Consider the following 23,560-nt stretch of genomic DNA (forward strand, 5'->3'; position numbering starts at 1 on the left):
ACGCCATGGGCCGCCCGGGCCGCACTGGCGCCACCGCCGTGTTTCATCGCAATAGCTCAACGACATCAAGGTTTTTTGCATCAAACCGGATGCCGTAATCCCTTTCCGCGCAGGCCAGGGAAATAAAACCGCTGCGTACGTCTCGCCGCACGGCATCGACTTCGCGGCTGAACGGATCGCCATAACCTCCGCCGCCCGGGGTGTAGTGAGTGACCGTGTCGCCTTCCGCCAAAGACTCGATATCCCCAATGGCGTGTTGCAGTTGACGCTCGCCGGGCAGGCCTTCGTTGATGACCCAGCGACCGCCGTCTCCCGCATGGCCTCCCGCAACGCCTTGAGGCAGCGATACCGATTTCTGCGAGGTATGCTGCAATTCAGGATCGCCACCAAGAATTTTGTACGAAAGAATCTGGCCCACACCCCCGCGAAAACGCCCCGCCCCCCCCGAGTCGCAGCGCATTTCACGGCGCAGGTAAAGTACGGGCGATTCCATCTCGATGGCTTCGCTGGGCGGAATATGGCAATTGGTCACATGGCAGGCGACAACTTCGATGCCGTCGGCCCGAGCGGTGGCGCCGATTCCTCCAGGCACCACTTCACCGAAAACCGTACGCGCCCCGCTTCCCGGCTGCGTGGCGATGGTGTAGTTGTAGAGGCAGCCGCAGGAATCCGCCATGACACGCTCGGGAATGGCCTGCGCCAAAGCGCCCATGACGAGATCGACAATGGTGTGGCAGACAATCATGCGTTGGTACACGGCCGCGGGCGCGCGCGCATTGACCAGCGTACCCGGCGGCGCAATCACGTGGATGGGCCGCTTGCAACCTTCGGTGCTGGGGATCGAGGCGTCGGTCACGCATCGCATGGCATAGTAGACAGCGGCCAGGGTGGTCGCCAGCGGACTGTTGATGGGGCCTTTGACCTGGGCATCGGTGCCGCTGAAATCAAGCGTGACATCGCTGCCCTGTTTAATGATGGCCAGGCGCAGATAGTACGGCCCCCCTTTTGCCCCATCGTCCAGCAAAGGCTCCTGATGCCGATAAATGCCATCGGGAATCTCGGCCAAAACCTCTCGCGTGCGCCGCTCCGAGTAGTTGATCAACTCGGTGAAGCAGGCCTGCATCGTCTGCGCTCCATATTTCCGGAACAGCTCGAGCACATCATCGGCCGCCACCTTGACGCTGGCAATTTGCGAGATGACATCGTTTTCCAACATGTCCCGCGTGCGTGTATTGGTCAGGATGATATCCATGACCTTGGTATCAAGCTCCGTACCTTCGACTATTTTCAAGGGTGGAATGCGCAGCCCCTCCTGGTAGATCTCGGTGCCCCAGCCACGGGTACCCATGTTCATGCCGCCAATGTCAAAGTGATGCACCATCAACCCGGAAAACGCAACCAGGCGACCCTCGAAAAACAAAGGATGGAACGCAAGGTAATCGTTCGTGTGGGTCGCCGCCAGCGATTCACCGCCGGCATAAGGATCGTTGGTAATGACCACATCGCCAGGCTTCCATGCCTCCAGCGGAAAATAGTGCTCCAGGATCGTCTTCAGGCAAATACCCACGGTATTCAGTTGAATGGGCGGCCCCGCCTCCTCGGCCAGGAGTTGCCCATGCGTGTCCAGAATCGATGCCGAACAATCCTCCATTTCCTTCACGATGAAGGAATTTGCGGAGCGGATCATACGGCGCGTGATGCGCTGGGCAACGGCTTTCAGGCCATTGCGAACGATCTCCAGTGTGACGGGATCGACGCGCGGCGGCGCAATCCCGCGATCCGGCTGTAGTACGGAAGACGGCATCATACATACTCCTTGCCTGATAATTGGACATCTGCGATGGATGCGAGGGTGGGCTGCGCGTGAGTCAAATGGGCATTCATCATCGAATCAAAGCCTGCGCTCCAGCCTGGCGCGAGAAACAAGGTTCCGCCCGCATACTCGACAATGGCTGGACCGCCGACTTCCTGTCCGGCACTCAGATCGTCGAAACGATAGACAGGCGCCGCCAGGCGCTTATTCGCCTCGACCAACAGTTCGCGCCGGCCGACCGGGGCGGGGGGCGCATCCGAGAAGGCGTGATCGGGCCAACGAGCATGCGAGCTTGCACCTATTGCCGTCACACGCACATTCACGGTCTGGACTTCGCGGCCCGCCAGGTTGTAGCCATAGACCTGCCGGTGCTGGGCATTGAACCGCGCCACCAGCTCATCGAAGCCGTCGGCCAGCTCCGATCTGGACAAGGGCAATGTCAGTTCATAATTCTGGCCTTGATACCGCAGATCGACCGATAGCGTGCAACTGCGCGCATCAGGCTCGACACCGTCCTCGGCAAGGGCAGCTTGGGCTTCGATCAGCATTTCATCGAACATGGCTGCAAGCTGCGGCGCAATCGCCGGCCCAACCTTGAGAACGATGGTCCGCGCGTAGTCGTGGCGAACGTCGGCGCATAACAAGCCCATGGCCGACATATTGCCCGGAGCGGGAGGGATCAGGACTTTGCGTATCGATAAGGCCTCGGCCAACCGGACCGCATGCAGCGCTCCGGCCCCGCCGAATGCCACCAGGGTAAAGTCGCGAGGATCCAGGCCGCGATCAACCGTTACCAGACGAATCGCATTGGCCATATGCGCCTCGGCTATGGCAATAATGCCCAACGCCGCATCGTCCACCGTCATGCCAAGCGGCCTGGCGATTTTTTGCTCGATAGCATCGAAAGCGAGCCGAAATTGCAAACTCCGCGCTCCGCCCAGGAAATAGTCGGCATTGAGGCGGCCGGCGACCAGATTGGCATCTGTGACCGTGGGGCAATCGCCGCCCTGCCCATAACAGGCAGGGCCGGGAGCCGAACCGGCGCTGTGCGGGCCGACACGCAGCGCCGTTCCACCATCCACCCACGCAATCGAACCTCCACCGGCGCCGATGGTAACCATGTCGAGTGTCGGAACAAGCAATGGATGTGAACCTATGCGGCTGCGATTGGCCAGGACCGGCGCACCATTGGTGATCAAAGACACATCGGCGCTCGTCCCTCCCATGTCCAGCGTGATGAGGTTCTTGATGCCGCAGGCCGCAGCAAGAGCGGTGGCTCCGACTATGCCTCCCATTACACCGGAGTGGGTGATGGCGGTGGGAGCCTGCGATGCCATATCGAAGGTCGATATGCCACCGTTGCCGCGCATGATGAAAGGCACTGCGGGTACGCCGCTTTGTGCAAGCGCCTGTTTCAGCCCTTGCAAGTGCAAAGTAATGGGTTTCTTGATAAAGGAGCTGACGCAGGTGGTACTGGTACGTTCGAATTCACGGAACTCCCGCACCACGTCGGAAGACAAGGAAATGTCGATCTCCGGGCAAATTTCGGCAGCCAGTTCCGCAATGCGGCGTTCATGCAATGGATTGGCGTAAGCATGCAAAAGGCAAACCGCAATGCTGTCGACACGGGCCGCGGCAAGCGCGCGCAATGCCTCGCACACGCTTGCCTCGTCAAGCGGGGTAACGATGCGCCCCAGATGATCGATCCGCTCCAGTGCGCCGAAGCGCAACTGGCGCGGTACCAGCGGAGCCGCCGGCCGCCAATGAATGTCATAGACGTCTGGTTTGCGCGACGCTCGACCGATTTCGAGCACATCTCGAAAGCCTTCGGTGGTAATCAGGCCGACACCTGTTTCTTTCCCTTCCACAAACAGATTTGTGACGAATGTGCTGCCATAGACAAAGCAATCGATTGCCTGCATGGACACGCCCGCAATCTCGATGATTTTTGCCATCCCGGCGATAATGCCTATGCTTAAGTCCTCGCGTGTACTCGGCACCTTCAATGTCACCAGCTTGCCCTGGCCGGCCAGCACCAGATCAGTATGCGTGCCTCCGGTATCGACACCAATCGCTATTTGGCCCTGCTTCTCGGAATATGTGCTCTTTGCCATCTACGCTCGTCCTTCAAAACCCGCTTACTGGAAAAATACCGCCCGGTGCCGGAACAACGCCCAGCGCCGCGCACCAGGCCAATCGTCAAAACCGGCTTAAACGATATGGCGAAATATCAATCGCGGACCTTGCCCCGGAAAGCAACTGGCAGGTCAGTTCGGCCGTCATCGGCGCTCCAGTCAAACCGGTGTGCCCATGTCCGAATGCATAAATGACGTTGGGAGCAGTGCTCGCCCGATCGATGACCGGCAGGCTATCGGGCGTCGAAGGCCTGGAACCCATCCAGAACGTCGCTCCATCGGTATTCAAGCCGGGATACATGCGTTTCGCGTTTGCCAGCAAGGCCCTGGCGCGCTGCTCATCCATCGGAGCATTCGGTTTGGCAAACTCAACCGTACCGGCAATACGCACACCATGCTCCATGGGTGTCAGGCCGAACATCAGGTCCCGGTTGCTGATTTTTATGGCGGGGCGCACATGCGGATCGGGAAGCATGACGTGGTAGCCGCGCTCAGCCTCAAGCGGAATCGAATCGCCCAGCAATGCCGCCAATTCACGGGAACGCATACCCGCCGCGATGACGACCGCATCGGCCGCCAGCTTCACACCGTCGTCGCAACAAACGAACTTCACCGCCTTCGCCTGACGCTCCAAACCAAGCACCTCCGCGCGCCTCAAGCGCCCACCGATCTGCTGAAACAAATCGACCAGAGTCTGGACCAGACGCAGCGGATTTACTGTGTGGCCGTTATCGGAAAAAAACAGACCTTTCGTAAAACCAGGGGCAAGCTGCGGATCCAGCTGCCGGATCTGGGCCGCGTCCAGTGCCTGGGTCTGGACACCGTGTTTCTCGCGCAGGGCGCGGGCGAGTGTTTCGGTGGGACCGGCGCGCTCGCTTTTCCAAACATAAATCTGCCCTGTCGTTTCAATCAGGCCCGCGGCTTCCGGGCCCAGGAGGCGGGCATAGGCGGTCAGGCTAGGGGCGTGCAACGCCCTCAGGGCCGTGGCGGCAGCCTCGACGCGATCGATGCTGCCGGCGCGAATCCAGCGCACCATCCATGGCAGCACCACAGGCAAGCGGCCCCAGCGGATTACAAGCGGGCCGGACGGATCTGCCAGCCACCGCGGGACTCTTTTCAGCATTCCGGGCAAGGAAGCGGGAACGCAGAAATCGGGGCTGATCGCGCCGCCGTTACCGTACGAACACTCCATTCCGGGCGGCCCTTTGTCGACCAAAGTGACCGAGAACCCCTGCCGCTGCAAAACCAGCGCAGTCGCTGCGCCAATAATGCCTGCACCGATGACAACGACTTCACGATTGGAAATGCCGGATGAATGCATGAACGGTTCTCATATGAAAAAACGTGCTGAAGGCCGATATCCGGAATGATCTGAAACCGGAACCCTGACTGCGACTCATTGCTGTGCCGGGACGCCCTCCGGCGTTGCGCCCCGATGCAGCAGCGCCTCGCTGATTTCCCGGGCCGACGCAACGACTGCTTGAATGATTTGTTCACGCGCAGGGTCGAAGCGCTGACTGGGAGCGATGACTGCCAGGCCGGCAAGGACACGATCGCCCGATAAAATCGGCGCCGCCACGCCCGATGCTCCGAGAACATTGCTGTCGGCAATCGTGACATACCCTTGTTTTCGCCCCAACTCGACGGCCTTCCTGATGGCTTGCCTATCGGTCGCGGTTCGAGGCGTAATGGCGGCAAGATCGTGCGTTTCCAGGTAGCGCTCGAATTCCGTGTCGCTCAGGCTGGAAAGAATTACCTGTCCAATCGAAGTGCAGTAGGCGGGGCGTAAAAACTCCAGACCAACGTCATAGCGCAAGGGGTTGTCGCTGACTTTTTTTGCGATGTACTGGATGCTCAGGTTTGATGTTGGAACACCTAGAAATGCCGACTCCCCCGTCGCAGCCACCAGGCGATTCATGACCGGCTGGCTGGCTCGCAGAAGCGTGGCGCTTGCGCCGCCAACCCAGCCCACGTCGCGATAGCATTCGGCCAGACGGTAGCCGTCGGCCGCGGCCTGAATATAGCCCCTGCCCTCCAAGGTCGACACCAACGCCGATGCGCTGCTTCTTGGAATTCCCAGCTGCCTGGCGATTTCATTGACACGTATGCCTTGCTGCAAGGTAGCCATGAGCTCCAACACGTCAAGAATGCGCGCCGCGGATTTGACCGAAACTGTTCTCATATGTGTACATAGTGCTTTGATATATACAAAATATAATAGACTTGCGAACATCGGACAATTACTTTTTCGTAATATTCTGTAATTTCCTGGAAAGATCATGGCCGGCGGCAGGCAATGCGGAACACCTGCACACACACAAAGGCCTGTGTGCACTGAGCGTGCAAGGCAACCGTGCAGGCAACGAGACTGGCGCAGTCGCTCTGGGATAAGATTCGCCTTTAGATATGATTGTTGCCCGCATGAGCTCGAACGATACGAACCGGAAAACAGGATCTGCCCCACCCTGGCTCAAGGCGGCGCCGGCAATCTTCCTGCTGCTGTGGTGCAGCGGCTTTGTATTCCTGAAGATCGGACTGGCGTATGCGGATCCGCTGACTTTTCTGGCGCTGCGCTATGCCCTGGTGCTGGCCGTGCTGGCACTGCCGGCCCTGATTCTGCGACCGGCCTGGCCACGATCGGCACGTGCCTGGGGCCACCTGGCCATGGTCGGCCTGCTGCTGCAGGCGTCCTACTTCTCGTTTACCTATCTTGCCTTCAAGCACGGCATTTCGGCCGGGGCGCTGGCGCTGGTCACCTCCATGCAGCCCCTGCTGATCGGCTTGCTGGCGCCCGCTTTCGCAAACGAAAAAATCAGCCTCCGGCGCTGGGCCGGCCTGACCCTGGGAGTGGCGGGCGCCGCTATCGTGATTGCAGGCAAATCCCAGTTGGACATTGCAACGCCCGCCGGCTTGTTTTACGCCTGCGCCGCCCTGTTGTCCATCACGGCCGGCACGCTATGGGAAAGAAAATTCGGCACCGAAACGCATCCGATTCCGGCGAACCTGATCCAGTACGCGGTAGGTCTTGCCGTCACGCTGCCTCTGGCCATGGCGCTCGAACCCATGCGGGTCGCCTGGACGACACCCCTGCTTTTGTCCCTGGCCTACCTGGTACTGGCCAACTCGCTGATCGCCATTACCCTGCTGCTGACCATGTACCGCCATGGCGAAGCATCGAGGGTATCGGCCCTGTTCTTTCTGGTGCCTCCGGTGACCGCGCTCATTGCGTTCGTCATACTGGGGGAGACCATACCAGTGCTGGCCTGGCTCGGAATGCTTCTGGCCGTTGCCGGAATATTCCTGGTTACGCATAGCGCCAAAGCCGTTCCAGCCACAAGTCAAAGCCTGGAAACCGATGCAATAAATGAACCAGGCAGCACAAGGGTATAAGAATACATACCAGTATAAATTATGGACTTGTGCCAGTATTAAAGGCTCCATAAACTGGGCATCTTATCCCCACAAATGAGGAAAATCATGGATCAGCACGGCTTGGTTACCCAACAATTCGGCAGCACGGCAAAAAACTACCTGACCAGCGCGGTGCATGCCCAAGGCGCCGATCTGCAGCGCCTCTCCGATCTGGCCAGGCAATTGCAGCCCAAGCGGATCCTGGACCTCGGCTGCGGCGGCGGCCACGCAAGCTATGCGCTGGCGGCCGCCGCAGCGTCCGAAGTCGTGGCCTACGACTTGTCCGATGAAATGCTGGCGGTCGTGGAAGAGGAAGCCAAACAGCGCGGCCTCGGCAACCTGGCCACCAGGCAGGGTTCGGCAGAAGCCTTGCCCTTCGACGATTCGAGCTTCGAATTGATTGCCAGCCGCTATTCGGCGCACCACTGGATGCGGATCAATGAATCGATCGCCGAAGCGGCGCGCGTGCTGGCGCCCGGCGGTACGCTGATCATCATTGATGTCGCGGCACCTGAAACGCCGCTCTACGATACCGTACTGCAGACGGTCGAGTTGCTGCGGGACTCTTCGCATGTACGCGATTACCGACTCTCCGAATGGCGCGCCATGTTGGGTGCCGCGGGCCTTTCGGTCATGAACAGCGACAGCTGGAAATTGCCGTTGGCGTTCGACAGTTGGATCAAGCGTATTGGCACGCCGCCGGATCGCGTGGCCGCCTTGAATGCCACGATGAAAGCCCTGCCCAGGGAAGCCTATGAATATTTTGCAATCCAGGCCGATCACTCGTTCAGCATCGACACTGTCTGGATAGAAGCCCGGCGCGACTGAAGCGCTTCCAGCGGAACTGGACCGCACGTCTCACCGACCGAGGGATCGGCAGTCCAGGCCAAAAAAAGCGGCCCGCCCGGGCCGCTTTTAACAGAATGGATAATCAACGGCGCCAATGGCGACCGCCACGCCAGCCGTGATGATAGCCCCCGCTCCAACCGAAACCGAAAAACACTGGCGGCCCGACGTAGACAGGCGCGGGCGCCACATACGCGGGAGCGTCGTAGCCATCGTAGTAGGTGTATCCCGGGGAGGCCGGATAGACTGCGCACCCCCCAAGAGCCGACATGATACAGAGCGAAAAGATAAGGCGTTTCGCCGCGCCGGTCGTAATTTTCCTCATGTAGCTTCGACCCCTGATAGTTCAAGCGGTTCAGAAGTCTTATCGAATGTTACAACTGCATTTCCCTGTTGCAGAAAAACAATCGATGGGTTTGAAGTGGGTCGACTTGCGATTAGAGTATTTTTGGTTCGAGTTGTTTGTGGCATTCTGTTTATGGCATTCGATAGATTAGTATTTAAAGACGCCGTCTATCGGGGCTTGGGGTCAGGACCGGCACGGCGTGCTTCATCCGGATTTAGCTCGGCAAGGCGGGCGTCGGTCGAACTCACTGCGCCTCGCACACTGCGCGAGGCTCCGTTCAGACAACGCCCGACGACTTCCCCCGCCTTGCCGAGCTAAATCCGGCGCACGCCTTACGCCGGCCCTGACCCCAAGCCCCGATAGACGGCTCGCGTAATGGCATGCCTAGAATGAACTTGCCGGCCCAAGGTATACCTCGATGCATGACCTCAGCATTTCTCTCGGTACATGTTTCTCTCAGTGCATGACCTAGTGCCTCTCTCTATGCATTTCCTCAACGCAAGCCGCAGGGTGGGCGGTGCTGTGTAGTCCGGCGGTAGTCCAGCGCCGGGTGCTGACGAAGGGAAGGCGGGGGCTTTCGGCGGGCGCTGTCTGAGCCCGGCCTCGCGAGGCCGGGCGAGTTCGCCCGACGCCCGCCTGGACGAGGCAGACCCGGGTAGTCGGCTAGCGTAGCTAGCCGACCGCTGGACGTGCCGGACTGCACAGCACCGCCCACCCTGCGGCGTCTTTATAGAATCAACCGCCGCCCACACAGCAACGCACAGTCCAAAGTCATCGCCCAGCCAGTACAGGCAGCTCAAAACAAAAGTCACTGAAACGCGTCCACCCTCCGTAAACACTTAAACCAAAAATACTCTAGCCGCATGCCCGGTTTTTCCCGGACCACGCAATGGATGTGCTATTTTTATTCTTTTATCGCCCGACCCGCACTCCGCGGCGCGGCCGGCAAACCAGACAGGAAAATCATGCAATATCGACGTCTTGGCAAAAGCAATCTGAAAGTTTCGCCCCTGTGCCTGGGGTCCATGATGTTCGGCGATCAAACCGAATTGGACGAAGCGCAGCGCATAGTCGCCTCGGCGCACGAACAGGGAATCAACTTCATCGATACCGCCGACGTCTACAGCAAGGGCGGCTCGGAAAAAATGGTCGGCAAACTGCTGAAAGCCAATCGCCACGACTGGGTACTGGCAACCAAACTGGGCAATGCCATGAGCGCAAAGCCGAATCAATCGCACTACTCGCGCAACTGGATGATGCTTGAAGTGGAAAACAGCCTGCAACGCCTGGCTACCGATTATGTAGATATTTTGTATCTACATCGTGACTTCCATGAAGAAAACCTGGAAGAAGTCGTGCGCACTCTGGGCGACTTGATCCGCGCCGGAAAAATCCGTGCTTTCGGGGTATCCAATTTCCGCGGCTGGCGCATTGCCGAGATGATTCGCCTATGCGAAAAAACCGGCGTGCCCCAGCCTGTGGTGTGCCAGCCCTATTACAACCTGCTCAATCGCGGACCCGAAGTGGAAATTCTGCCCGCATGCGCCCATTACGGCCTGGGCGTGGCGTCGTACAGCCCTATTGCGCGAGGCGTGCTGACGGGCAAATACCTGCCGGGCCAGGCCCCTGCCGACAATACCCGCGCGGCCCGCGGCGACAAGCGCATTCTGGAAACCGAGTTTCGCGAAGAATCCCTGGTCATAGCGCAAACCCTTTTGCGGCACTGCGAAGCGCGAGGAATAAAGCTTGGGCACTTCGCCACGGCCTGGGTCCTGGCCAATGCCAACATCAGTTCCGTGATTGCCGGCCCTCGCACGCTGGCGCAAATGGAAGATTATTATCCGGCCATGGATATCCGGATCAGTGCCGAAGAAGAAGCCCTGGTAAACAGCCTGGTCACCCCGGGGCATGCCTCATCGCCGGGCTACAACGACCCCGGCTACCCATTTTATGGACGTATCGCAGCAGAATAAAGCGTAAGCCGGCGGCCGGGCTACGGCCTGGCGCCGGCATCGACCGCCCGCAGCACCTGGCCGAAAAACCCGTCGGCATGGTCGGGATCAAGCCAGCGCACTACCAGCACCATGCGACGCTCGGGCTCAATCCACATGAACGAACTCCCCGCGCCGATGGCGAAATAGCTTGACGCGGGCAGGCTGGGAAACACCCGCCGCTCATGGTTCAGCCACACCAGATAACCATAGTAAGGAGCAATGGCGCACGGCACGCGCATGCGCCGCATCCATTCGGAAGAGATGATCCGCCGGCCGTTCGCCTGGCCATCGTCCAGGAACAACTGGCCGATAAGCGCCTGGTCCACGCTGCCTATCGACATGCCGCCGCCCCAATGAGTGCCCCCGGGGACCGACTGCACGCGTTGCCCCGCCACATCCACCCAGGCATTGTCGTAGCCCACCCAGCTCCATTCATCGCTGGCGCCGATCGGGTGCATGATCGCCTCGCCGAACACCTCGGGAAGAGGTCTTCCGAACAGGTGCAGCAGGGCCAGGGAAAGCTGGTTGATGCGCACGTCGTTGTATTCCCAGTATGTGCCGGGGGCGTGCAAAGGCCGCAGATCGCCTTTTTTACCTGCCGGCGCAGCGCCGAATTTCACGGCGCGATAGTGATCGGCTTGATCGGGAACCCCAAAGCACACACCCTGCCACTCGCTGGTCTGCTGCAGCAGATGCGCCCAGGTCACACCAGCATTGCGGCCTTCATCAAAACCAATACCCGGAACGCGAACATGGACGGGCTCGTCGACATCCGGCAGCAAACCCTGATCGTGCGCAACACCGGCCAGCAGTCCCAGATAGGTTTTGGCGATACTGAATGTCAGGTCGGCCCGTTTGGGCTCGCCCCATGAAACCAAAGGCTGTCCATCCAGAACTATGGTGCCGGACACCGGCCCGCGCGAATGCACCGGGCCGAGCAGACGATTCCAGGGAGGAGGATCCTGCAAGTGAACGCCCCAGTTGCCATCGACATTCCGATCCCAACGGGTCTCGTGATCAATGGCAAATTGAACCGCCTGCTGAAGCTCGTTGTGTTGCATGTAAAGTTCTCTCGATGTCGATAATATTCAATTCGTCAACCGGCCGGCGACTCGGCACGCCCCGCCTCGACAACGCCATCGGCAATAAAGCCGTCGATTTGGGCATCGGTGTAATCGTACTCCCGAAGCACCTCGCGGGTATGCTCCCCCAGCATGGGCGCGGGCCGCGTAATTTGCGTCGGCGTCTCGGAGAAATGAATGGGACAGCCCAGCGCCCGGGTCCGTCCTGCCTGCGGGTGCTCCAGGTCGACCACCATGCCGCGCGCCAGCGTCTGTGGATGCGACAGGGCCTGCCCTATTGTGTGCACCGGCCCGGCGGGAACTCCGGCGCGATCAAATGCCGCCAGCCAGTAGGCCTGGTTGCGTTTCACCAGCACCGCATCCATGGCTCCGGTCAGGGATTCCAGATTTTCCATGCGCGCACTGTTGCTGGCATAACGTGGATCATCGCGCCACTCGGGATGCCCGAGCACGTCCGCAATGCGTTCCCAGTTGGCCTGATTCGCACCCCCGATATTGATCCAGCCGTCACTGGTCCGAAAAGCCTGGTACGGAGCGGCCAACAAATGGGCCGACCCGGTCGGCCCCGGCGACTCGCCCGTCGCGAAGTAGGTGGCCGCGTGCCAATACGTTTGTTGCAACGCCGCTTCCAGCAGCGACGTATCGACAACCTGGCCCCGGCCCGTCTTGAGCTTGTGCGCATATGCCGCGGTAATTCCGGCAACCGCCAGAATCCCCGCATTGATGTCGGCGATGGAATTGCCCGTCTTGACGGGCGCCCCGCCGGGTTCACCGGTGATCGACATCAATCCGGAAAAGCCCTGTGCAATCAAGTCAAAGCCCGCCTTGTCGCCATAAGGGCCGTCTCGACCGTAGCCGGATACGGCGCAGTAGATCAGGCCGGGGTTGATGGACGACAGAACCTCGTAGCCCAGACCCAGCTTTTCCAGCGTACCGCGACGGTAGTTTTCAGTCAGTACATCGGCATCGGCCACCATGCGCAGCAAAATCTCGCGGCCCTGCGCGTGCTTCAGGTTCAGCGCAATACCCCGCTTGTTCCGGTTCAATATCATGAACGGCGCCGACACACCATTGACGCGTGGCTCCCGATAGCCGCGCGAGTCGTCGCCACCCGGCAATTTCTCGACCTTGACCACGTCGGCCCCCATATCGGCCAGCATCATCCCGCATGTGGGTCCGGCCATGATCTGCGCCAGCTCAAGCACGCGCATGCCGGCCAGGGGGCCGGGCCGGACGGTATCAGGCTTCATTTCAATATCCTTCATTTGCCATGAAATTCAGGCTTTTGCTTGGCCAGGAACGCGGCGTAGCCAATACGGAAATCGTCGGTATCGAAGCAGTCGAAACATTCGTCGTATTCGACAGCGGAAATGGGTTGCGGGTCTGCCAGCCTGCGGGCAAATTTTTTATGCCAGCGCGCGGCCAATGGAGCACCGTCGGCAATGCGCCGGGCGCTGGACAGTGCCTCGGCGGCCACCGCCGCGTCTGGCACCACACGTGTGACCAGTCCTTTGGCCTTGGCTTCGGCCGCATCGAAGACCCGGCCCTCCAGCAAAATTTCGAGTGCGATATCGGCTCCCACCAAACGCACCAGGGGCGCCATTTCCTGATAAGCCATGACCAGGCCCAGGTTCTTGATGGGCGCGCCGAATCGGCTCGATTCGCCGCAAATGCGAATATCGCACAACGCGGCGATCTCCAACCCTCCGCCTACGCAAATGCCATGGATCTGCGCCACCAGGGGATGCCTGCAATGGGCCAGTGCCGCGGCCGTCGCGTGCATGACGCGGCCGTACTCGATTGCCTGCAACTTGTTGGCCCGCTCGGTCTGGAACTCGGCGATGTCATTGCCCGGCGAGAACGATTTTTCGCCGGCTCCACGCAATACGATGCAACGCAGCGTATCGTCGGCCGACAAGGCATTGATCGTATCGCCCAATTCCTGCCACATGGGCCGGGTCATCGCATTGAGTTTCTCGGGGCGATTGAGCACAACGGTGGAAATCGTGTCGTTGCGCTCGACTTGAATCAGATCAGACATGAAAATATCCCGCGTGCATGGTTATCGATAAAACAAGTCCACCAGGCCCAGGCCGGTGATCGGTACGTAAGTCACGACAAGCAGCACCGCAAGCAGCACCCCGATGTACCAGATATTGACCCGTGTCACTTCCCATACCGACGACTTGGCGATAGAGCTCGCCACCATCAATACGCTGGCCACCGGAGGCGTTTGCTGGCCTATGCCAAGATTGATCGTAACAATCAGTCCAAAGTGGATGGGGTCGATTCCCACCATATGAACCAGCGGCATGACCACCGGAATGACCAGAATGATGGCGGCGGCCGAATGCAGAAACATGCCCAGAAACAGAAACAGCACATTAAGCAAAGCGAGCACTACCCATTTGTTCGATGTGAATTCGGCAACCGCGTGCGCCAGCGCCTGCGGCGCCTGGACCTCCGACAGATAGCTTCCCAAAAGCGCGCTGGTGGCGACCAGCAGCATCACGATGGCGGTCTGTATGCCTCCTTCCAGTATGGCCTGGCGCAGATGTTTGAGATTGAGTTCGCGGTAAACGACCAGCCCGACGAACAAGGCCGCGACGACGGCCAGGGCGGCGCCCTCGGTGGCCGTGACGACGCCGCCGAATATGCCGCCAAGAATAATGATGGGCAGCACAAATGCCCATAGAGCCTCGCGGGCCGTCTTGCGTACGCGCCTCATCGAAAACGCCTCTTCGCGCGGCAGTTTGTAGCGATGCGCCAGAAACGAGGCCACCCCCATCAAGCCCAAGCCGCCCAGGACACCGGGCACGATACCCGCCACGAACATCTGCACCACCGAAGTCTCGGCCATGACCGCATACAGAATCATCGGGATCGATGGGGGAATAATGATGGCCAGCGTGGACGCCGAAGACATCGTGGCCGCCGCCATGGGGGCGGGATAGCCTTTGGCTTTCATACCCGGAATCAGGATCGACCCCAGTGCCGCCACATCGGCCACGGCCGAACCGGAGATCTCGGCGAAAAACAGCGATGAGCCGATGGACACGTGCGCCAGCCCGCCGCGTATCCAGCCGAACAGAGCCGATGCGAACGCAATCAGACGCCGTGAAATCCCCGAAGCGTTCATGATCGCGCCCGCGAGAATGAACAGGGGAATCGCCAGCAGAGGAAAGTTGGTGGCGCCATTGAAGGTAACCAGCGCCACATTGGGCAAGGCATCGAGGCCGTGACTCCAGACCATCGCCAGGACTGCGACTATGCCCAGCGACACCGCGATCGGCACATTGATCACCACCAGCAACAGAACCGCGCCGAACAACAGCAGCATGATCATGATAGTCCTTTGAGATTCATTGCAGGCCGTCGGCCAAAGCCTCGGAATCGTGTCCAGGCTCGGTCCGCCTGACCAGATCCACCAGATGCATGATTTCGGCGACGACAATCAACGCGGCGCTGATCGGGATGGCCGACTGCACGAGATTGACCGGGACCGCGGGCAGGCTCACCAGCGACTCCCCCGACAGCACCGGCATGATCGACAGGCCCACCCAGCCGAACAAGGCGAAAAAAGCGATCACCAGCAATTGCGCCACAATATTGACCTGCCGCTTCAGCCCCGGCGACAGTTGATCGACCAGTTCCGGGCAACCGATATGCGCGCGCCGCACCGACGCCAGCGCCGAGCCGTAGAACGTCAGCCAGGCCAGCAGCAGCGATGCCGTTTCGTCGTACCAGACCAGGGACTCCCCCAAGGTTCGGAACACCACGCCCACGGTGACTTCCACGGCCAGGATGATCATCAGGGCGCTCACCACCCATTCAAGCACACGGCCATAGCCATCGCGAAAGCGATGCATCGAATTGCCGGCCGCGCGTTGTGAAGAATCATGCATATCGGTTTCCCCTGCCTGTTGACCCAACTATTTGCCCAGCGCGACGGCCTGGTCGATCAGTTCCTTGGCGCCCGGAACCTCTTTGCCGAATTCCGCATAAATAGGCTTGCTGGCGGCGATAAAAGCATTTTTATCGACCTCGTTGACCTTCATACCGTCATCTTTCAATTTCTTGAGCAGGTCCGTGTCCTGCCTGGCGGCGGTTTCATAGACATACGCCTGGGTTTCCCGAGCGGAATCTTCCAGTATTTTCCGTACATCGGCCGGCAGCTTCTCGTAGCGCTTCAGGCCTACGGTCAGGTACGCGGGGGTATACACGTGGCCGGACAGGGAAAGGTACTTCTGCACCTCCTGGAGTTTGGCCGAGTAGATTTGCGTCAGGGGGTTTTCTTCTCCATCCATGACTCCCGTCTGCAGCGCGCTGAACAGTTCGGAAAAACTCATGGGGCTGGGGTTGGCCCCGTATTCCTGGAACATTTTCACTCGCCATTTCCCTTTGGGCACCCGCAGCTTGATGCCCTTCAGGTCGGCGGGAGTGACGATGGGATGCTTGTTGTTGGTGATATGGCGATAGCCGTTTTCCCAAACGGCCAGGATTTTCAGGCCTTTCTTTTCGGCGGCGGGCTCAAGCTTCGACCAGAAAATCGCCTTTTCGATGCGTTTCATGTGCTCGCGATCCTTGACGATATAAGGCATCTCGAAAATGCCGAACAGATCGACCTCGGATGACATCACCGTCGACGGCAGGGCCATGTCGAGCGTGCCGAGCTTGAGTTTCTGCAGCATTTCCTTGTCGCCGCCCAACTGGCTGGAGCCGAACACAACGACTTTGTATTTACCACCCAGCTTGGCATTGGCGCGTTTTGCAAACTCGTCGGCACTCAGTTGAAACAAGGAACCCGGGTTGCCGACATGGCCCAGCTTGAGTTCGATTTGCGCCTGCGCGGTGCCCGGACTCGCCAGCATGGACATGGCGCCCATTGCCGCTACAACCGCAAAGGCCCGGAAACGGGCGGCGATGCGCACAGCGCGAAAATTGAATGACCTCATGATATGTCTCCTTTGCAAGGGTATTTCGATTGTGGTCCTTCTACTTCTCATCGCCCGCGCATCGCAGGCTGTTTACGGCCCTTATGCCCAACGCGCGCCCGGACCGTGGGCACCCGGGCCTTTGTACTGTCAGGCCGCGGCCTTGCATGCGGCCGCGGCTGTTTCCGCCAGATAATCCATGGCGGCCTGCGCGCCACCTTTGCGGTGAGGCACGCCCGCCACGGCAAGCCCCATTTCGATGCCGGCCAGCGTGCCGCACAAGGTCAGATCGTTCATGTCGCCCAGATGGCCAATGCGGAAAACCTTGCCCGACAACTTGCTCAGCCCCTGTCCGAGCGACATGTTGAAATGCTCCAGGACGGTTTTGCGAAATGCATCGGCGCTGTGTCCTTCAGGCATGAGTACGGCGGTGAGCGCCGGGCTGTACTCGTTCGGATCCAGACACAGGATTTCCAGGCCCCAGGCGCGAACCGCACGGCGCGCCGCCTCGCCATGGCGCCTGTGCCGCGCGAATACATTTTCCAGGCCCTCCGCAAACAGCATGTCGAGCGCTTCATGCAGGCCATAGAGCAGATTGGTCGCCGGCGTATAAGGAAAATAGCCTGTCGGGTTAATGGCGAGCATGTCTTTCCAGTCCCAGTACGAACGCGGCAAAGCGGCATTCTGCGACGCAGCCAGCGCCTTGGCGCTAATTGCGTTGAACGACAGGCCGGGAGGCAGCATCAGGCCTTTTTGCGAACCGGAAACCGAGACATCCACCCCCCATTCATCGTGGCGATAATCGATCGAGCCCAGCGACGAAATGGTGTCTACCATGAACAAAGCCGGATGGCCGCTGCGGTCGATGGCCCGGCGCACCGAATCGACCGGACTGACCACGCCCGTGGCCGTTTCATTGTGAACGATACAGACCGCCTTGATGTCGCGGTTTACGTCCCGAACCAGCCGCGCCTCGATTTCCGCGGGATCGGCGCCCCGGCGCCAATCGCCCGGCAGAAATTCGACCTGCAGGCCAAGCTTGAGCGCCATCTTCTTCCATTGCGCGGCAAAGTGCCCGGTCTCGGCCATCAGCACCAGGTCGCCGGGAGACAAGGCATTGACCAGCGCCGCTTCCCATGCCCCGGTACCCGAAGACGGATAGATCACGACATCGGACTGCGTCTGGAATACTTTTTTCATTCCCGCCAGGACCGATTTACCCAGAACACCGAACTCGGGGCCACGATGATCGATAGTCACATTATCGATAGCGCGCAAAACCCTGTCGGGAACGTTCGTCGGCCCTGGAATTTGCAGGAAGTGACGGCCGGAGGGATGCGAACTAAGCGGAATCATGGCAAGGGCTTATCCTATTTTTGGTATACAAAAAACATTAATATGGAAAATAATAAGAATATATTCAGTTCGACGCAAGCAAAAAAAATGCTGCATAACAGCATAATCATTTGACGTATAATAAAATTCAAGTGTAAAAAACAGAAAATCCATGGAAAAAATAACCCCATGCGTGCTTCCGATTCCAATCACTATTTGTATACCAAATGAACAAACAGCCGCCAATACAAGGCGAAGCCCAGGCGCTTGAATCCGGCAGTCAGGCCGTGCCCAATCTCCTGGCATCGATGGCCATCGATGCGGTAGACCGCAGTACCCTGCCCACCACAGTGGCCGGCCGGCTGCGCGAACTGATCATCGAAGGCGAATTGCCTGCAGGCACCCGCCTGAACGAGCGGGCTCTGTGCGACCGGCTTGGCGTCTCGCGCACGCCGCTGCGCGAAGCGTTCCGTTTGCTTGCGGCCGAAGGTCTGGTGCACATTCAGCCCAATCGCGGAGCCCAGGTCATCGCCCTGTCCGAAAAAGACGTGCGCGAAAGCTTCGAAGTCATGGCCGCGCTCGAGGCCTTGTCGGGCGAACTGGCTTGCCTTCATGTCACCGATCGGGAAATCGACGAAATCAAGGCGCTTACCTTCGAAATGCAGGCCAGCCATGCCCGCCAGGACCTGTCTTCCTATTACCGGGTCAATCGAGCCATTCACGACCGCATCAACCAGGCCGGCCAGAACCAACTGCTGTCGCAGGTCTATGCCACGCTGAACCTGCGCATACAGAATCTGCGTTTTCGCTCCAACCTGAATCGCGAAAAATGGGACAAGGCCATGCGCGAGCATACCGACATGGTCGAAGCGCTCGCGGCCCGCGACGGCCCGCGCCTTGCCGCCATCATGCGCACGCATTTGCAGCGCAAGGGCGAAACGGTCCTCGAAGCCCTTTTCCACACGTCTCCCGACCTGGCCTGACCCAAACCGCCCTATCCTCTACAGGACTCCGATGAACGCCCCCATGCCCGCAGCCGCCCTGAACCGTCTCGACTCTGTCCGCAGCGAACTGGCCAGGCGGCTGCGCAACGAAGTCAGGGGCGAGATATTGTTCGACCGGGGTTCGCGCGGCCGCTATGCCACCGACGCCTCGATCTACCAGGCCGACCCTGTCGGCGTACTGATCCCCAGAACCCTGGACGACGTACGCATCGCCGTAGCCCTGTGCCGCGACATGAAAGTACCGCTGGCAGCCCGTGGAGCCGGCACCTCGCAATGCGGACAGACCGTAGGCGAACTGCTGCTCATCGACAACAGCAAATACCTGAATCGCGTAACCGGATTCGACTTTGACGCCATGACGGTAACCGTCGAACCGGGTATTGTGCTGGACCACCTGAACGCCTGGCTCAAGCCGCATGGCGTATGGTTTCCAGTCGATGTCAGCACGGCGGCGCAATGCACCATCGGCGGCATGGCTGGCAACAATTCCTGCGGCTCGCGCTCAATTGCATACGGCAATATGGTGCACAACGTGCACCATATCGACGCCCTGCTGGCAGACGGAACCCAGGCCCGGTTCGGCAATGCCGCCGATGCCGCCGGCTCGCGCATGACCTCCATCGTCGCCGCGCTGCATCGCATTGCGGAACGCGAACGCGAAGAAATCGAACGCATGTTTCCGCGTGTGCTGCGCCGTGTCGGCGGTTATAACCTCGACATTTTCCATCCGCAAAGCGTGCGGCCCTATACGGCCGACGGCAGTGCCAACTTGTCGCACCTTCTGGTCGGCAGCGAAGGAACGCTTGCCTACACCCAGCAGATCACGCTCAATCTCGTACCGCTGCCCGGCCACAAAACACTCGGCGTGGTGAATTTCCCCACTTTCTACCAGGCCATGGACCTGACGCGCCATATCGTCAAACTGGAGCCTTGCGCGGTCGAACTGGTCGACCGCACAATGATCGACCTGGCACGCGATAATCCGGCATTCAAACCGGTCATCGACCAGGCGCTTATCGGCGCGCCGCAGGCGATCCTGCTGGTTGAATTCGCCGGCGATACGGCAAGCGAACAAACCCGCAGGCTGAAATTGCTGGTCGAACTGATGAGCGACCTTGGGCTGCCCGGCAGCGTTGTCGAAATGACCGATACCAGCGCGCAAAAAGCCCTGTGGGAAGTGCGCAAGGCCGGCCTGAACATCATGATGAGCATGCGCGGCGATGGCAAACCCGTGTCGTTCATCGAAGACTGCGCGGTACCGCTCGAGCATCTGGCCCAATACACCGAGCGTCTGACCGGGATCTTCCGCAAACACGGCACACGCGGCACCTGGTACGCGCACGCTTCGGTCGGCACCTTGCATGTGCGGCCCATTCTCGACATGCGCTCGGGCGGCGCCGAAAAAATGCGCGCCATCGCCGAAGAAGCCAGCGCCATGGTTCGCGAGTACAAAGGTGCATTTTCAGGTGAGCACGGCGACGGCCTGGCCCGCAGCGAATGGGTATCCTGGCAATTCGGGCCTCGTCTGACGCGCGCCTTCGAAGAGATCAAGGATCTGTTCGATCCAGACGGCATCATGAATCCCGGCAAGATCGTTCGTTGCCCCAAAATGGACGACGCCTCGCTGTTTCGCTTCAAGCCCGGTTATCAGGCCATACCGCTGGTGCCCGCACTCGACTGGTCGGCATGGAATGTACAGAATGATCCGGACGCAAACACCACCAGCGCTCCCGGTACCGGCGGCGATCCGGCGGGCGGCTTTGCCAAGGCCGTGGAAATGTGCAACAACAACGGCCATTGCCGCAAATTCGATGCCGGCACCATGTGCCCGAGCTATCGGGTAACGCGCGACGAGCAGCACCTGACGCGCGGCCGCGCCAATACACTGCGTCTCGCGCTCTCGGGGCAATTGGGAGCCGATGCGTTCACCTCGGACGAAATGCGCGACACCATGGATCTCTGCGTAGGCTGCAAAGGCTGCCGGCGCGAATGCCCGACGGGCATCGACATGGCGAAGATGAAGATCGAATTCCTGTATCAATCGCAAAAGAAACACGGTTTGCGGCTCAAGGATCGGCTGGTTGCCACATTGCCGCATTGGGCTCGCTGGGCGGCAAGGTTTCCGGCATTTTTCAATATGCGCGACACCTTGCCCGGCGCGGCCCTGATATCGGAAAAATGGCTGGGCTTTTCGGCCCGCCGCTCGCTTCCGAAGTGGCGCAGCGACACTTTTCTACGCGATGCGCAATCGGTCGACGCAGCCGCGGCCGACCTGGTGCTGTTCGCCGATACATTCAACAATTATTTCGAATCCGAAAACGCGCGCGCCGCGCACAGAGTGCTGCAGGCCGCGGGCTACCGCGTCTACATCGCCAAGCCCGCCCCGTCCGACGCCGCGCGCGCAAGGCCGCTCTGTTGCGGCCGCACCTATCTGGCCGCCGGCCTTGTCGACCAGGCCAAAGTCGAGGCCCGCCGGGTCATCGAGGCCCTCGAGCCATTTGTCTCACGCGGCATTCCTGTTGTGGGGCTCGAACCGTCCTGCCTGCTGTCCCTGCGCGACGAATTCCTGGTAATGGGCTTGGGCAGCAGCGCCGCCAGCCTGGCAAAAAACTCGTATTTATTCGAAGAATTCCTGGCGCTCGAACATAAAGCCGGCCGCTTGCACTTGAAGCTGGCCGCGCTTCCGCAAAAACGCGCCTTGCTGCACGGCCATTGCCATCAGAAGGCATTCGACGCGATCAAGCCTGTGCAACAGGTATTGGGCCTGATTCCCGAGCTGAAAGTCGAGCTGATCGAATCGAGCTGCTGCGGCATGGCGGGCAGCTTCGGCTTCGACGCGCAGCATTACGACATATCCATGCAAATGGCCGAACTGTCCTTGTTGCCTGCTCTGCGCAAAGCCGAGCCGGACACGCTGCTGGTCGCCGACGGAACCAGCTGCCGCCATCAGATCGCCGACGGCCTGCACCATACCCGCAAAGCGGAGCACGTTGCCTGCGTCCTGGAACGCGCGCTGGCCCGAAACTGACAAAACTGTCATATTCGCGACAGCCTGAAGCCCTGCAACAAAGTGTAAAGTCAGGCTATGCTCATGTCTGCGAACTTCCACTGGCTCCCGCCCGCCGACATTTTATTGATATAGCCCGAGTGCCGTAAACCCCTATGCTTCTTCCTTTGCTGCTATTACAAGGCGCGCCGCGACGTACCACCGGCGCCGCCTGCCTGGCCATGGCTGTGTTGCTGGCAGGTTGCGCCGTCGGGCCCGACTACGTACGCCCAAGCATGGAGGTTCCGGCCGCCTACAAAGAAGCAGGCCCCTGGAAAACGGCGCAACCGCGGCAGATCGACAGCGGGCATAACTGGTGGCAAGCCTATGGCGACCTAACATTGGACCACCTGATCGAACAAGCCAATCAGACCAATCAGAACATACGCCAGGCCGAAGCCCAGTATCGTCAGGCGCTTGCCGTGGCGGCCGAGGCACGGGCTGGCTTCTGGCCTACCCTGGGCATCGGCGGCGGTGCCGGACGTGCGCAAACCAATACCAACGGCCCCAAGCTGGGCAACAACTACACGGTTGGGGTGACCGCCGGGTGGGAGCCTGATCTCTGGGGAGGCATACGCCGCAGCGCCGAGGCCGGCCAGGCGGCAAGCCAGGCCAGCGCCGCCGACCTGGCCGCAGCCCGCCTGAGCATACAGACCACACTGGCGCAAGACTATATGCAGTTGCGCGTCACCGACTTGCAACTGGATCTCTATGCCCGAACCCTGAAGGCCTATCAGCGCGCGCTCACACTCACGCAGAACCAGTACGCGGCCGGCGTGACCCTGCGTTCGGATGTGGCGCTGGCACAAAGCCAACTGAGTACGGCGCAGGCGCAGGCACTCGACCTGCAGGCCCAGCGCAGCCAGTTGGAACACGCGCTCGCCATCCTGACCGGCAAGGCGCCGGCGGCCTTTTCGCTGCCGCCCGTGCCGTCAAACTCTGAACAAACCTTGTCCTTGCCCATGCAATTGCCGGCCATTCCCACCGGGCTGCCCAGCGATCTGCTCGAACGGCGCCCCGATATCGCCAGCGCGGAACGCCGCGCGGCCGCCGCCAATGCCAACATCGGCGTGGCTCGTGCTGCCTACTTCCCTTCCCTTATGCTTAGCGCGAGCGGCGGCTTCGACTCCGGCAGTTTCCTGCAATGGTTCAATGTGCCGGGCCGAGTCTGGGCACTGGGCGCATCGCTGGCGCAAACCGTCTTCGACGGCGGCCTGCGCAAGGCGCGCGATCAACAGGCCACGGCGGCCTATGACGCTGCCGTGGCGCAATACAAGCAGACCGTGCTGGGCGGCTTTCAGGAAGTGGAAGACAACCTGGCCACCCTGCGGATTCTGGCGCAGGAAGCCGTGGCGCAAGACCAAGCCGTACAGTCGGCCAGGCTCGCGGCGAACCTGGCCCTGGCCCAATATCGCGCCGGCACCAGCATTTACCTGAATGTCGTTACGGCGCAGGCCTTGGCATTAAGCGCCGAACGCACCATGGCGCAACTGCGCGGCCGCCAACTGCTTGCCAGCGTCGCCCTGATCAAGGCCACCGGCGGCGGCTGGAGCGCCAGCCAATTGCCGGCCGGCCCATCGGAAACAGCCTCCCGCGCCAAATCCAATTAAAAAT

At 60.1% G+C, this 23,560-nt stretch carries 17 protein-coding genes; 6 read left to right on the forward strand and 11 right to left on the reverse strand.

What is annotated here, in order from left to right; genetic code table 11:
- Positions 1 to 43: 43 nt before the first annotated feature.
- From LSG25_RS05810 to LSG25_RS05825, 4 genes are all read right to left on the reverse strand, one after another.
- A complete protein-coding gene (locus LSG25_RS05810) occupies positions 44 to 1,807 on the reverse strand; it encodes a hydantoinase B/oxoprolinase family protein (RefSeq protein ID WP_232743752.1) in 1,764 nt (587 codons plus the stop codon).
- Complete coding sequence (locus LSG25_RS05815) at positions 1,804 to 3,927, reverse strand: hydantoinase/oxoprolinase family protein (protein WP_232743753.1); 2,124 nt, start codon at positions 3,925 to 3,927, stop codon at positions 1,804 to 1,806. The genes LSG25_RS05810 and LSG25_RS05815 overlap by 4 nt, the downstream gene beginning before the upstream one ends.
- 85 nt (positions 3,928 to 4,012) lie before the next feature.
- Positions 4,013 to 5,269, reverse strand: coding sequence for an FAD-binding oxidoreductase (locus LSG25_RS05820; RefSeq protein ID WP_232743754.1), 1,257 nt, complete (start codon positions 5,267 to 5,269; stop codon positions 4,013 to 4,015).
- Between the two features lie 75 nt (positions 5,270 to 5,344).
- Entirely contained in the window at positions 5,345 to 6,130 is a 786-nt protein-coding gene (locus tag LSG25_RS05825) for an IclR family transcriptional regulator (RefSeq protein WP_232743755.1), read from the reverse strand.
- A 239-nt stretch (positions 6,131 to 6,369) separates the two neighbouring features.
- Here LSG25_RS05825 and LSG25_RS05830 point away from each other — a divergent pair, with 239 nt between their 5' ends.
- The 3 genes from LSG25_RS05830 (at position 6,370) to LSG25_RS05845 (ending at position 10,524) form a co-directional block, all read left to right on the forward strand.
- On the forward strand, positions 6,370 to 7,338 hold the full coding sequence (locus tag LSG25_RS05830; protein ID WP_232743756.1) for a DMT family transporter: 969 nt from the start codon (positions 6,370 to 6,372) through the stop codon (positions 7,336 to 7,338).
- An 87-nt stretch (positions 7,339 to 7,425) separates the two neighbouring features.
- A complete protein-coding gene (locus LSG25_RS05835) occupies positions 7,426 to 8,187 on the forward strand; it encodes a class I SAM-dependent methyltransferase (RefSeq protein ID WP_232743757.1) in 762 nt (253 codons plus the stop codon).
- Positions 8,188 to 9,516: 1,329 nt separating this feature from the next.
- Positions 9,517 to 10,524, forward strand: coding sequence for an aldo/keto reductase (locus LSG25_RS05845; RefSeq protein ID WP_232743759.1), 1,008 nt, complete (start codon positions 9,517 to 9,519; stop codon positions 10,522 to 10,524).
- Positions 10,525 to 10,544: 20 nt separating this feature from the next.
- Here LSG25_RS05845 and LSG25_RS05850 read toward each other — a convergent pair whose 3' ends face one another.
- The 7 genes from LSG25_RS05850 to LSG25_RS05880 form a co-directional block, all read right to left on the reverse strand.
- Positions 10,545 to 11,606 (reverse strand): serine hydrolase, encoded by a 1,062-nt coding sequence (locus tag LSG25_RS05850; protein ID WP_232743760.1) that lies wholly within the window; start codon positions 11,604 to 11,606, stop codon positions 10,545 to 10,547.
- A 35-nt stretch (positions 11,607 to 11,641) separates the two neighbouring features.
- Entirely contained in the window at positions 11,642 to 12,877 is a 1,236-nt protein-coding gene (locus LSG25_RS05855) for a CaiB/BaiF CoA-transferase family protein (protein ID WP_232743761.1), read from the reverse strand.
- Between the two features lie 11 nt (positions 12,878 to 12,888).
- Entirely contained in the window at positions 12,889 to 13,668 is a 780-nt protein-coding gene (locus tag LSG25_RS05860) for an enoyl-CoA hydratase/isomerase family protein (protein ID WP_232743762.1), read from the reverse strand.
- 21 nt (positions 13,669 to 13,689) lie between these two features.
- Positions 13,690 to 14,973, reverse strand: a complete 1,284-nt coding sequence (locus LSG25_RS05865; protein ID WP_232743763.1) for a TRAP transporter large permease — start codon at positions 14,971 to 14,973, stop codon at positions 13,690 to 13,692.
- 16 nt (positions 14,974 to 14,989) lie between these two features.
- Positions 14,990 to 15,532, reverse strand: a complete 543-nt coding sequence (locus LSG25_RS05870) for a TRAP transporter small permease (RefSeq protein ID WP_232743764.1) — start codon at positions 15,530 to 15,532, stop codon at positions 14,990 to 14,992.
- Positions 15,533 to 15,559: 27 nt separating this feature from the next.
- Positions 15,560 to 16,582, reverse strand: a complete 1,023-nt coding sequence (locus tag LSG25_RS05875) for a TRAP transporter substrate-binding protein (RefSeq protein ID WP_232743765.1) — start codon at positions 16,580 to 16,582, stop codon at positions 15,560 to 15,562.
- 129 nt (positions 16,583 to 16,711) lie between these two features.
- Entirely contained in the window at positions 16,712 to 17,917 is a 1,206-nt protein-coding gene (locus tag LSG25_RS05880) for an alanine--glyoxylate aminotransferase family protein (protein ID WP_232743766.1), read from the reverse strand.
- A gap of 287 nt (positions 17,918 to 18,204) precedes the next feature.
- On the opposite strand from LSG25_RS05880, the gene LSG25_RS05885 reads away from it, so the two are divergent.
- From LSG25_RS05885 to LSG25_RS05895, 3 genes are all read left to right on the forward strand, one after another.
- Complete coding sequence (locus LSG25_RS05885) at positions 18,205 to 18,879, forward strand: GntR family transcriptional regulator (protein ID WP_232744582.1); 675 nt, start codon at positions 18,205 to 18,207, stop codon at positions 18,877 to 18,879.
- A gap of 31 nt (positions 18,880 to 18,910) precedes the next feature.
- Positions 18,911 to 21,928 (forward strand): FAD-binding and (Fe-S)-binding domain-containing protein, encoded by a 3,018-nt coding sequence (locus LSG25_RS05890; protein ID WP_232743767.1) that lies wholly within the window; start codon positions 18,911 to 18,913, stop codon positions 21,926 to 21,928.
- Positions 21,929 to 22,062: 134 nt separating this feature from the next.
- A complete protein-coding gene (locus LSG25_RS05895; RefSeq protein ID WP_232743768.1) occupies positions 22,063 to 23,556 on the forward strand; it encodes an efflux transporter outer membrane subunit in 1,494 nt (497 codons plus the stop codon).
- Positions 23,557 to 23,560: the final 4 nt, after the last annotated feature.

The organism is Paralcaligenes sp. KSB-10 (genome assembly GCF_021266465.1).
In the GTDB taxonomy this organism is placed as follows: Bacteria; Pseudomonadota; Gammaproteobacteria; order Burkholderiales; family Burkholderiaceae_B.